Source organism: Herbiconiux daphne, assembly GCF_024979295.1.
In the GTDB taxonomy this organism is placed as follows: domain Bacteria; phylum Actinomycetota; class Actinomycetes; order Actinomycetales; family Microbacteriaceae; genus Herbiconiux; species Herbiconiux daphnes.
Map to the genome: position 1 here is coordinate 1 of NZ_JANLCJ010000579.1, position 592 is coordinate 592.

The window sequence follows — 592 nt, forward strand, 5'->3', positions numbered from 1 at the left end:
TCTTCTTAGCCATAAATCCTCCATGATTTTAACCCGTTACGATATCGAATACCTCGTACAAAACGAGAGACATTTCCGATATTTGAATCCATTGCTCTAGCTAAAGCTGAAATGCTATCAAACTCTAGTTTATTGCCAGCAGGATCAACAACTTTTATTGACTTCCCGAAAGCATGAACATTGTTTTCTCTACGAGTACACCACTCTAAATTTTCAACAGAATTATTACTTTTGTCTCGATCTTTGTGGTTAACTTCTGGAAGATTTTCTGGATTAGGAATAAAAGCGATCGCTACTGTTCTGTGTACGCTTTTTTGACCACCAGTGAATTTAAAGTAGAGATAGTCTGATGTGGAGGTTCGACATAATGACAAAAGTCTTGGAGATTCACGCATCCTGTTTCCAGCTCCTGCATGTTTCCAACACCGTATGTCACCTTGATTCGATACCTCATAACCATCAAGGCCCTCAATTGGTTTCCAAATCTTTTTTGCCATGCTCTATTGCCCTCCTTGGACTTTCCATGAGCTATTTACGGAGCCGTTTCAACTCCTCCCAGATTAGATCGTGATCTGCCACATAGATTTCTAAT

1 protein-coding gene is annotated in these 592 nt (G+C 39.7%); it reads right to left on the minus strand.

Going from position 1 to position 592, the window contains the following annotated elements; translation table 11 throughout:
* Window positions 1-5: 5 nt before the first annotated feature.
* Window positions 6-497 carry an NUMOD4 motif-containing HNH endonuclease gene (locus N1032_RS26550; protein WP_259543651.1) on the minus strand — a complete coding sequence of 164 codons (492 nt, stop codon included), beginning with the start codon at window positions 495-497 and terminating at the stop codon, window positions 6-8.
* Window positions 498-592 lie beyond the last annotated feature (95 nt).